At 28.8% G+C, this 9,994-nt stretch carries 11 protein-coding genes and 1 riboswitch; of the genes, 7 read left to right on the forward strand and 4 right to left on the reverse strand.

All coding sequences use genetic code 11. The features are described 5' to 3' along the window. Positions 1-58 precede the first annotated feature (58 nt). Positions 59-205, forward strand: a complete 147-nt coding sequence (locus ACQRD5_RS15650) for a hypothetical protein (RefSeq protein WP_291626435.1) — start codon at positions 59-61, stop codon at positions 203-205. A 192-nt stretch (positions 206-397) separates the two neighbouring features. On the opposite strand, the gene ACQRD5_RS15655 is transcribed toward ACQRD5_RS15650, so the two are convergent. The 4 genes from ACQRD5_RS15655 to ACQRD5_RS15670 are packed head-to-tail and all read right to left on the reverse strand — an operon-like array spanning position 398 to position 3,093. Further along, positions 398-829: a gamma-glutamylcyclotransferase family protein gene (locus ACQRD5_RS15655; protein WP_291626433.1), complete on the reverse strand. Its 432-nt coding sequence runs from the start codon at positions 827-829 to the stop codon at positions 398-400. Then, on the reverse strand, positions 829-1,470 hold the full coding sequence (pcp, locus tag ACQRD5_RS15660) for a pyroglutamyl-peptidase I (RefSeq protein ID WP_291626432.1): 642 nt from the start codon (positions 1,468-1,470) through the stop codon (positions 829-831). The genes ACQRD5_RS15655 and pcp overlap by 1 nt, the downstream gene beginning before the upstream one ends. A gap of 19 nt (positions 1,471-1,489) precedes the next feature. Next, a complete protein-coding gene (locus ACQRD5_RS15665) occupies positions 1,490-2,419 on the reverse strand; it encodes a DUF979 domain-containing protein (RefSeq protein ID WP_320901967.1) in 930 nt (309 codons plus the stop codon). Positions 2,420-2,427: 8 nt separating this feature from the next. Then, positions 2,428-3,093 carry a DUF969 domain-containing protein gene (locus tag ACQRD5_RS15670; RefSeq protein ID WP_291626430.1) on the reverse strand — a complete coding sequence of 222 codons (666 nt, stop codon included), beginning with the start codon at positions 3,091-3,093 and terminating at the stop codon, positions 2,428-2,430. 498 nt (positions 3,094-3,591) lie between these two features. Between ACQRD5_RS15670 and ACQRD5_RS15675 the strand changes: the two genes are divergently transcribed. From ACQRD5_RS15675 to ACQRD5_RS15700, 6 genes are all read left to right on the forward strand, one after another. Next, a complete protein-coding gene (locus tag ACQRD5_RS15675) occupies positions 3,592-5,286 on the forward strand; it encodes a PTS transporter subunit EIIC (protein WP_291626429.1) in 1,695 nt (564 codons plus the stop codon). A gap of 209 nt (positions 5,287-5,495) precedes the next feature. Further along, on the forward strand, positions 5,496-6,449 hold the full coding sequence (locus ACQRD5_RS15680; RefSeq protein WP_320627556.1) for a metallophosphoesterase family protein: 954 nt from the start codon (positions 5,496-5,498) through the stop codon (positions 6,447-6,449). 27 nt (positions 6,450-6,476) lie between these two features. Further along, positions 6,477-7,478 (forward strand): homoserine dehydrogenase, encoded by a 1,002-nt coding sequence (locus tag ACQRD5_RS15685; protein ID WP_427747023.1) that lies wholly within the window; start codon positions 6,477-6,479, stop codon positions 7,476-7,478. Positions 7,479-7,502: 24 nt separating this feature from the next. Next, complete coding sequence (locus tag ACQRD5_RS15690) at positions 7,503-8,087, forward strand: 5-formyltetrahydrofolate cyclo-ligase (protein ID WP_291626425.1); 585 nt, start codon at positions 7,503-7,505, stop codon at positions 8,085-8,087. 49 nt (positions 8,088-8,136) lie between these two features. Then, positions 8,137-8,256: riboswitch (SAM riboswitch) on the forward strand. A 102-nt stretch (positions 8,257-8,358) separates the two neighbouring features. Next, a complete protein-coding gene (locus ACQRD5_RS15695) occupies positions 8,359-9,636 on the forward strand; it encodes an O-acetylhomoserine aminocarboxypropyltransferase/cysteine synthase family protein (protein ID WP_291626424.1) in 1,278 nt (425 codons plus the stop codon). A gap of 132 nt (positions 9,637-9,768) precedes the next feature. Next, positions 9,769-9,951 (forward strand): hypothetical protein, encoded by a 183-nt coding sequence (locus tag ACQRD5_RS15700; protein WP_291626423.1) that lies wholly within the window; start codon positions 9,769-9,771, stop codon positions 9,949-9,951. Positions 9,952-9,994 lie beyond the last annotated feature (43 nt).

The raw sequence follows: 9,994 nt of genomic DNA on the forward strand, positions 1-9,994 counted from the left end.
GAAATATATTAAGTTTTCTATCAAATGTTATATCTATATCATACAAGGGGGAAGTAAGATGTTAAATTACTTAGGAGTAATAGGAATAATAATTTTCTTTACTATTTTGTATTATGTTATTAGAGTAGCAGTAGAACATGGCGTTTTTAATGCATTAAAAAGATATGATAAATATAAAGAAAACAATACCTACAATGAAGAATAAAAAGTGCTGATTATTAATGCGTATGTCGACTTGGAGTTTGCGAGGTGGACAGCAGCATAATGACTTACTTTAGTATTTAGTTGAATAAATAATTTTATATAATAGAAGAAGATGAGATATATTAATGCGAAAGTCGACTTGGAACGAAGTGACGGAGACGAAGCATAATATATCTCATCTTCTATTTATAAATTATCGTAAACTTAGCATATATTCTTTCCAATCGCCATTTTCTATATGGATGGCTTCATCTTGGAATTTTGGATCTATATCCTTATTATAAAAATAAGAATAACAATCCTCATAGCTTTCATCATCAGTTAATTTTACTTTTACAATTTTTCTTGAGTATTCATTGTTTGGATTTCCTTCACCTAAGAAGCCTTCCATTTTATCCATAGGCTCTATTGTTGCATCATAATCCGTAAGTTCAACAACTTCACCTACTATGGTAGTATTTCCAGGCAATACTGCTGGGTAACCCTTATAAGGCATGTGATATAATTCAAATCCGCTTATTTCAGCAGGTCTTATAGAATTAATTTTACCCTTTAAATAAAGATCATAGTTAAAAAAGCCTTCTCTTAAACTACCATATACAAAAATATTTAATTTCTTATTCATTAACAGATAGTTCCACCTATAGTTTTTATATCTGATGAATTTTCTATAACTGCTTTTATGCTAAGCTCTAGCCCCTTAGTTATATCATCTGCTGACATAGATGGCATATTAGGTTTTGTAGCTGCTTGAGCTGGAATACATGGAACATGTATAAATCCGCCTCTCATATTTGGGTACTTTTTATCTATTAAGTATAAAATTCCATACATAACATGGTTGCATACGAAGGTTCCAGCTGTATTTGATACAGAAGCAGGAATTCCGTTGTCAATCATTTCTTTTACCATAGCCTTTATAGGTAGGTTACTAAAGTATGCATTTTCACCATCTTCATATATAGAAATATCAATTGGTTGATTACCTTCATTATCTTGAATTCTTGCATCATCTATATTTATAGCAACTCTTTCAGGAGTAATTCCAAATCTTCCAGCAGCTTGCCCAACAGATATTACAACATCAGGATTATGCTTTTCTATATTTTCTTCTATTTTTTCTAGAGCTTTTCTAAATACAGTAGGTATTTCAATTTTTATAACTTCTTGTCCTAAAATAGTGTCTGGTAATTTCTTAACAGCTTCTAAAGCTGGATTTACACTTTCTCCACCAAAAGGATCAAAACCTGTAATTAATATTTTCATTTGTTAGCCTCCTTATTAATTAAAATGCTAAGAAGTACATTAATGCTATGTGTATTGCAAGTAAAATTATTGCAAATGGAGCTTGATATTTTATAACAGCATTCTTATCTTTAGTTTCTAATAATGCTACTGGTAATATGTTGAAGTTAGCAGCCATTGGAGTCATTAAAGTTCCACAGAAACCAGCTGTCATAGCTAAAGCAGAAGCTATTATAGGATCTCCACCTTGAGCAAATACAAAATGTACTCCAATACCAACAGTTATTACTGAAAATGCAGCAAAAGCATTTCCCATTATAGCAGTAAATAAAGCCATTCCCACACAGTAAGCAGTTACTCCTAGAAGTATATTACCTTGTGGAATTACTCCAGAAATTATGTTTGATATAATTTCACCAACACCAGCAGCTGTGAATAAAGCACCAAGTGCAGCTAATAATTGAGGTAATATTGCAGTAGAACCTACAGCTTGGAACATTCTATTACTGTCCTCTAAGAATTCACTAGGTTTAGCTTTAGTTAATATAAATGTAGTTATTAAAGCTACTATAGATGCAATACCAACAGCAGCAACACCAGAGATTTCAGTAAATTGAGCAATAATTAATGCAACTAAAGCTATTATTAATGATGGAATAAATATTTTTACTCCAATTTCCTTTGACTTTAAGCTTGCAAAAGTTGTATCTAAATCTTTTAAAGTTCCAATATTAATTTGATTAAAGGCAGCTAAAGCACCTATTACTACAATTAATGAACCAGTGATAACTGAAGGAATAACTTCACCTAGTATAAATATAATACCAAGTATTCCCCAAAATAAAGATGTACCATATCTAGTTTTATGATTTTTGTCTTTTAAAGTAAACATCATAGTTAGTATAAAGAATAAACCAAGCATGATGTAAAATATCTCTAATAGTATATTTGAAATTGCTTTAATATCCATATATCTTCCTACCTATTTTTATATTTTTTTGCTAGTTTTTTATCTAATAAATAGTTTTGTATAACTCCTAAAATGAAAGCTATTATAGCTATAGGAATTGAAGCCTTAGCAATTTGTAAGGTATCAACATTATAGCCAAGGGTTTCTAAAGTACCAGCAATTAGTAAGACACCTGAATTAGCTAAAAATACATTTTGTCCAAAGAAGTTACCATAGTTATCATTAGCAGCAGAAGCAGCTTTGATTAAGTCCTCATCCTTCTCATCAAGCTCGCCATATTTTGAAATAGCAGCTCCTTGAGCCATTGGGTTAATAAGTGGTCTTACAAATTGAGGATGTCCACCAAGTTTAACTGCCATAGTTGAAGCAGCTTCTCTAATAAATAGATATCCACTTATAAGTTTACCAGTAGATAAACCTTTAACTTTTTTAATTAATTCTATTGCTTTTTCTTTTAGTCCATATCTTTCACATAAACCTATTACAGGTAATGTTAAAAGAAATAAACTCATTTCTCTTTTTTGTACGAATGTTTGTCCTAAAGTTGTTAATATTTCAGAAATGCTCATATCAGCAATCAATCCAGTTACAATACCAGAAACAATTACAACTGCAATTGTATTAAACTTAAGTGAAAATCCGACTATTATTATAAGTATTCCTATTAATGCCATATTTTATCGAATCCTTTCGAAATTTGTTTTTTATTACAAGTAGTATTATATATCCCTTTTTATAAAAAATCTATAGAAATATTTGATAATTTATACAGAAATAACACTAAATAATATTAAATAGATAACAAAATTATATAAAATTTATATAATATATAGAAAAATATAGATAAAATAGTTGAGATTTATATAAAAAGTTAAATTATAAACTTAAATAAATTTAATAAAATTAAAAAAAACATTTACAGTTAATTTTTTTTGTGATAATATAGTGCCATAATAAAATAAGTAGTGTGTTACTGGTAAAGCAGGCAAAGACTAAAAATATTATAGGTATATTATAACTATATCTATAAGTTTTGGTCTTTTTTTTATTTTTTATTTTTATAATAAAATTTATGAAAGATGTAAATAATATCTCTAGATAGAAACACTCTACTTTAGCAATTATCAAATTATTAGTTTATTTATAAAATTTTACTCAAGGAGGAATTATTAATGTTACAACAATTACAAAGAATTGGTAAAGCTATAATGCTTCCAATAGCAGCATTACCAATTGCAGGTATTCTATTAGGTGTTGGTGGAGCTTTATTAGGAATTGCAGGTTTAGAAAATGCCCCAGCAGTTTATCAACCATTAATGGCTTTTGTTAATATCCCAGTTGTTACAGCAATATTAACAATAATGAAAAATATAGGGGATATCATATTTGGAAATCTACCTTTATTATTTGCAGTAGGGGTTGCAGTTGGACTTGCTAAAAAGGATAAAGGAACTGCAGGATTAGCTTCAATCTTTGGATTTATAGTTATGAACCAAGTTATATCTTCAATGTTAGCATTAGGATTAACTCAATTAGGAGTTCTTACTCCAGATGCAGTTGGTGAATATGGTACTTATGTTACTACTAACTTAGGTATATTTACTTTAAATATGTCAGTTTTCGGTGGTATTATTACAGGTATAGTTACAGCAGTATTACACAATAAATATCATACAATACAATTACCACAAGTTATTGGATTCTTCTCAGGATCAAGATTTGTTCCAATAGTTACTTCTTTAGCTATGGCAGTAGTTGGTGCTATATTAGCATTTATATGGCCAGTAGTTCAAAATGGTATAGGAGTACTTTCAGAATTAGTTAGGAATGCAGGAGTTATAGGAACATTCTTCTATGGACTTATTGAAAGAGCATTAATTCCATTTGGATTACACCACGTATTCTATACACCATTCTGGTATGGATCATTTGTTGAAGGACAAATATTAGTTGATGGTGCATGGCAAACAGTTGCAGGAGCTAATACAGCTTACTTTGCTCAATTATCAAGCATGAGTAGCTTAGTTGGAGCATCAGCAGCAGATATGTCAACAATAGTTTCAGGTACTACAAGATTTATGGCTGGTAAATTCCCATTTATGATGTTTGGTCTTCCAGCAGCAGCATTAGCTATGTATAGAACAGCAGCACCAGCTAAGAAAAAAGTTGTTGGATCATTATTAGCATCAGCAGCAGTTACAGCATTACTTACTGGTATTACAGAACCATTAGAATTCACATTCTTATTCGTTGCTCCAGTATTATATGTAGTTCACTGTGTATTAGCAGGTTTATCATTTATGTTAATGGATATACTTCATGTATTTATAGGTATGACATTCTCAGGTGGTTTAATTGACTTTACATTATTCGGTTTATTACCAGCAGGAGCAGGAGTTCCAACTCACTGGTTAAGATTAATCTTAGTTGGTATAGTTTATGCAGTAGTTTACTACTTCTTATTCTACTTCTTAATTAAGAAATTCAACTTAAAGACTCCAGGTAGAGATGAAAATGAAGAAGAAGTTAAGCTTTATTCAAAAGCTGACTATCAAGAAAAAGCAGGTATTCCTCAAGCTGACATAAATGAAAACTCTAAAGGTGCTAAAGGAACTAAAAATGAAATCCAAGAAAAAGCTCCAGCAGTATTAGCAGCTTTAGGTGGAGAAGAAAACATTGTTAGCGTTGATGCTTGTATAACAAGATTAAGAGTTGAAGTTAAAGATAAAGCAAATGTTAATAAAGAGGAATTAAAAGTATTAGGAGCAGCAGGAGTAGTTGAAGTAGGTAACGGAATTCAAGCTATCTTTGGTGCAAAAGCAGATGCTTACAAAAATGAAATAAAAAATATCTTAGATATAGACTAATTTAGAAAAGAACTGAGAATCAAATTTCTCAGTTCTTTTTTTAAAAATAATAATTAATTTATATTATTATATGAAAATCTTTGTGAAATTAATATTTTTTTATGAAACTATTGGATAATAAGTGTTAAATTAGTAATGTATATATAAAAAAGTTAAGTTTAAGCTATATATAGATTAAAATTTATTAATGCTTAAGAGAGGAGTATATAATGAAAAAAGTAAAACTAATTATTATAATTACAATTTTAATCTTGTTATCAGTTGTAATATTATATATAAATAGAGCTAAAACTTTTCCTCATAAAGAGGAAGAAGTAGTAGAGGTTACAAATGCAGATCTTGCTTTTGCTGTTTTGGGAGATGTTCATGAGAATATAGAGCATTTTGAAGAGGCAATAGATGATTTTTATAAAATAAATGCTAATATGGACGCACTGATTTTAAATGGTGATGTTGTAGATCAAGGTATAGAAGAGCAATATGATTCTGTAAAAAAAACCTTAGAAAAGAATAAGGAAATATTGCCTAGTACAATTATAAAAAATATAGGAAATCATGAATTTTTTGATTATGATATTGAGACTAATTCAAAAGATGAAGTTCAAGGCTTTATTAATAAGTATTTAGAATTTTCAGGGGAAGAAAAAGTATATCATGATAAATGGATAAATGGATATCATTTTATTTCTTTAGGCTCTGAAGATGGAAATTCTGAAACTATGAATTCAGTAACAGCATTTTTATCTAAGGAGCAAATAGAATGGTTTAAAGAGAAATTAGCTGAAAATTATGAAAAAGGAAAACCTATATTTGTGTTTTTGCATCAACATTTAGAATATCCTAATAGTTCTTGGATTGGGATTCAACAAGCAGAAGAATTAAGAGAAATATTATCAGAGTATAGGGAAGTAGTACTATTTTCATCACATACACATAGAGATATAGATGAAAACAGTATATCTTTAAATAAGCCATTTACAATAGTTAATACAGGAGCAATTCACTACACTTTAGTAATTGATTCCTATGGGAGAAATGGAGTTAGAAGAGAAGATGATTATATTAATGGAATATACGTTGAAGTTAATGGAAATGTTGTTAGTATTAAGGCAAGAGATATAAAAGAAAAGCAATGGAGATATAAGGTTGAAGTTTCAAATTAATTATTTTAAGATATGGGGGTGAGATTTATGGATATAGGACTTATAGGTTTTGGCGGAGTTGGAAAAGCCTTCGTAAAGCTATTAATAGAAAAGGAAGACAGACTTAAGGAAAAGGGATTAAATTTAAATCTTAAATATATTATTAAAAGTGATGGTGGAATTTATAATAAGGAAGGAATAAATCTTAAAGATATAGTAAGAAAAGAATATAACTTAAGAGATTTAGATTTTAATGAAGATATAAACATAAATACTATTATTAATAATAATGATATAGATACATTAATAGAACTTACAAGTACAAATATAGAATCAGGGGAACCAGGATTAACTCATGTAAAGCTAGCACTTGAAAATGGGATTAATGTAGTTACAGGAAATAAGGGACCAATAATTTTAAAATATAAATATTTAAAAGAAATAGCAGATAAAAATAATGCTAAATTAGGAATAGGTTGCACTACTGGAGGAGCTTTACCTTCTATAAATGTAGGTAGCTTTGATATAGCAGGAGCTGATATATTATCCATTGAGGGTATTTTTAATGGGACTAGTAATTTTATTTTATCTCAAATGTACGAAGAAGAAATTGAATACGAGGTTGCTCTAAATAAGGCTATTTCCTTGGGAATAGCTGAAGCTAATTATAAATTAGATGTGGAGGGCTTTGACACTGCAGTTAAAATTTTGATTTTATCAAATGTTTTAATAAATTCTAATTTAACTTTAAAGGATATAGAAATAGAAGGAATAAGTTATTTAAGTAAAGATATTATACTAGAAGAAAAAAATAAAGGAAATAAGATAAAATTAATAGGAAAAGTCTATAGAGAAAATCATAAGATAAAGGCTTATGTTAGAACAAAAGCAATAAATAGTGAACATCCATTGTACTTTGTAGATAATAAAAATAAAGGTGTGTATTATAAAACGGATACACTAGGAGACTTAAGTATAATAGGTGGGGCATCAGGAACAATTAATGCAGCAGCCTCTATTTTAAGAGATATAATTAATTTAAAATATTAAAAATCTTTGAATAAGGAAGAGAGTATGAATAAGGAAGAGAAAAAGATATTAAGAAATAAGATATTAATTATAAGAAATTCCCTAGATAAAGAAGTTAAGGAAGCTATGGATGATAAAATATATAATAAGCTCATAACGTCAGACTTATATATAAAAGCTAAAAATATATTTATATATTTAAGTTTTGGTAGTGAAATACAAACTAATAATATAATAACTAAGGCATTAAGAGATGGAAAAGAAGTCTATATACCGAAAGTCTACAAAAAAAATAAACTTATGAAGGCAGTTAGGTTAAAATCCTTTAATGATTTAAAAGAAAATTCCATGGGTATATTAGAACCTATTGATGATAGTAATTATATAGATAAAAGAGAAATAGATCTTATTTTAGTTCCAGGTGTAGTCTTTGATTTAAATGGAAATAGAATAGGGTATGGCGGAGGATATTATGATAGATATTTACAAGATATAAAAGAAATAAGAAATAAAGTAGTATTAGCTTATGATTTGCAAATTGTAGATTCTATTAATCCAGATATTCATGATATTGCTTTTGATTATATAATAACTAACACTAGATTAGAAAAAATTATAAAAAATAGTTGAATTTATAAAGAGTTAGTGTATAATAGGAATATAATTAAATAGAAATGTAACTTTATTAAGAATGGTGGAGGGACTGGCCCTATGAAACCTAGCAACCTACTAGATAAGGTATTTATCCTTTAAATAGTGTGGTGCTAAATCCTGCAAGCTTTGGCTTGATAAATAAGGTGATTTATTATGATTTATTTTATAATATTGAATTTAGAGGTTGCTTCTTATTTGGAGTAACCTTTTTATTTTTTTAGCAATAAGCAAAAAGGGGGCATTATTTATGTTAAAAAATTGGGAAAAAGGAACAATATGTATTCAAGGTGGCTATACACCAAAGGCTGGAGAGCCTAGAGTATTGCCAATATTTCAAAGCGCAACATATAAGTATGATGATCCAGATCATTTAGCAGGACTTTTTAATTTAGAAGTAGAGGGACATCTATATAGCAGAATATCTAATCCTACTGTAGCTGCGTTAGAAGAAAAATTTGCTCAATTACAAGGAGGAGTAGGGGCAGTAGCAACTTCATCTGGTCAAGCTGCTATATTATATTCAATATTAAATATATGTAAAGTTGGGGATCATATAATATCATCATCTAGCTTATATGGAGGAACTGTAAATTTATTTACTGTTAATTTAAAGAAAATGGGTATAGAAGTAACTTTCGTAGATCCAGAAGCTAGTAAAGAAGAAATAATTTCTTTAGCAAAAGAAAATACTAAAGCAATTTATGGAGAAACTATAGGAAATCCAGGATTAAATATTTTAGATTTTGATAAGTTTGCAGAAGTATCAAAAGAATTAAAAATACCATTTATAGTAGATAATACTGTTGGAACACCTTATTTATGTAACCCATTTGAGCATGGAGTAAATGTAGTTGTACATTCTACTACAAAATATGCTGATGGTCATGCTCAAAGTATTGGAGGAATAGTAGTAGATGGAGGAAACTTTGATTGGAATAATGGAAAATTTAACGAGTTTACAGAACCAGATCCAAGTTATCATGGCATAAGCTATGTTGAAACCTTTGGGGAAGCTGCTTATATAACTAAGTTAAGAGTAACTTTAGGTAGAGATTTAGGAGCTTGTCAAAGCCCATTTAATGCATATTTAACTAACTTAGGGCTTGAAACTCTTCATTTAAGAATGGAACGACACTCACAAAATGCTTTGGAATTAGCAAAATGGTTAGAAAAACATCCTAAAATTAAGTGGGTAAACTATCCATATTTAGAATCAAGTCCAGAATACAATAGAGCTAAAAAGTACCTTAAGGGTGGTGGAAGTGGACTATTAACCTTTGGAATAGATGGTGATATTGAAGTAGCAAAGAAATTTACAAAGGCACTAAAATTAGTGGCATTAGTAGTAACTTTAGGTGATGTAAGAAGCTGCTTACTACATCCAGCTACAACAACTCATAGTCAATTATCAGAGGAGGAACAAATAGCAAGTGGTGTTACTCCAGACTTAATGAGAGTTTCTATAGGGGTAGAAGATATAAAGGATATAATTGCAGATTTTGAACAAGCACTAGAGTCTATTTAATAGAAATGAAAAAGTATCATTAATATTTAAATAATATAATTGTTAATTGAAAAACATATTCTTATAAACTATAATATAAAATTATAATTAAGGTGCGGTAAATTAGTTTACCTTCCGGTAAGGAGTGTTTTTATGTTTAATAAAGAAGAACTTCAAATTATTAATGAAGCAGTAAAGATGTATGAAGAAAAGACAACTAAACTTTTAGAATCTAGTACTAATAATAAAGATAGAATGGTTGCTTATAATAGAAAGCAAAAGAAGGTTTGGCTACTTCAAAATAAGCTTAAAAAATTAATGCAAGAAAACAAATAGAATATAATATATTAAGGAGCTACTTCAATAGCTCCTTAATTTT

This window comes from Clostridium sp. SGI.024, assembly GCF_050315195.1.
Taxonomy (GTDB): Bacteria; Bacillota; Clostridia; order Clostridiales; family Clostridiaceae; genus Clostridium.

Bases quoted from the DNA above. Each gene is read 5' to 3' on its own strand.
- ACQRD5_RS15650 (WP_291626435.1), top strand. From the start codon at position 59: ATGTTAAATTACTTAGGAGTAATAGGAATAATAATTTTCTTTACTATT.
- ACQRD5_RS15655 (WP_291626433.1), bottom strand. From the start codon at position 829: ATGAATAAGAAATTAAATATTTTTGTATATGGTAGTTTAAGAGAAGGC.
- ACQRD5_RS15680 (WP_320627556.1), top strand. From the start codon at position 5,496: ATGAAAAAAGTAAAACTAATTATTATAATTACAATTTTAATCTTGTTA.
- ACQRD5_RS15665 (WP_320901967.1), bottom strand. From the start codon at position 2,419: ATGGATATTAAAGCAATTTCAAATATACTATTAGAGATATTTTACATC.
- ACQRD5_RS15695 (WP_291626424.1), top strand. From the start codon at position 8,359: ATGTTAAAAAATTGGGAAAAAGGAACAATATGTATTCAAGGTGGCTAT.
- ACQRD5_RS15675 (WP_291626429.1), top strand. From the start codon at position 3,592: ATGTTACAACAATTACAAAGAATTGGTAAAGCTATAATGCTTCCAATA.
- ACQRD5_RS15670 (WP_291626430.1), bottom strand. From the start codon at position 3,093: ATGGCATTAATAGGAATACTTATAATAATAGTCGGATTTTCACTTAAG.
- pcp (WP_291626432.1), bottom strand. From the start codon at position 1,470: ATGAAAATATTAATTACAGGTTTTGATCCTTTTGGTGGAGAAAGTGTA.
- ACQRD5_RS15685 (WP_427747023.1), top strand. From the start codon at position 6,477: ATGGATATAGGACTTATAGGTTTTGGCGGAGTTGGAAAAGCCTTCGTA.
- ACQRD5_RS15690 (WP_291626425.1), top strand. From the start codon at position 7,503: ATGAATAAGGAAGAGAAAAAGATATTAAGAAATAAGATATTAATTATA.
- ACQRD5_RS15700 (WP_291626423.1), top strand. From the start codon at position 9,769: ATGTTTAATAAAGAAGAACTTCAAATTATTAATGAAGCAGTAAAGATG.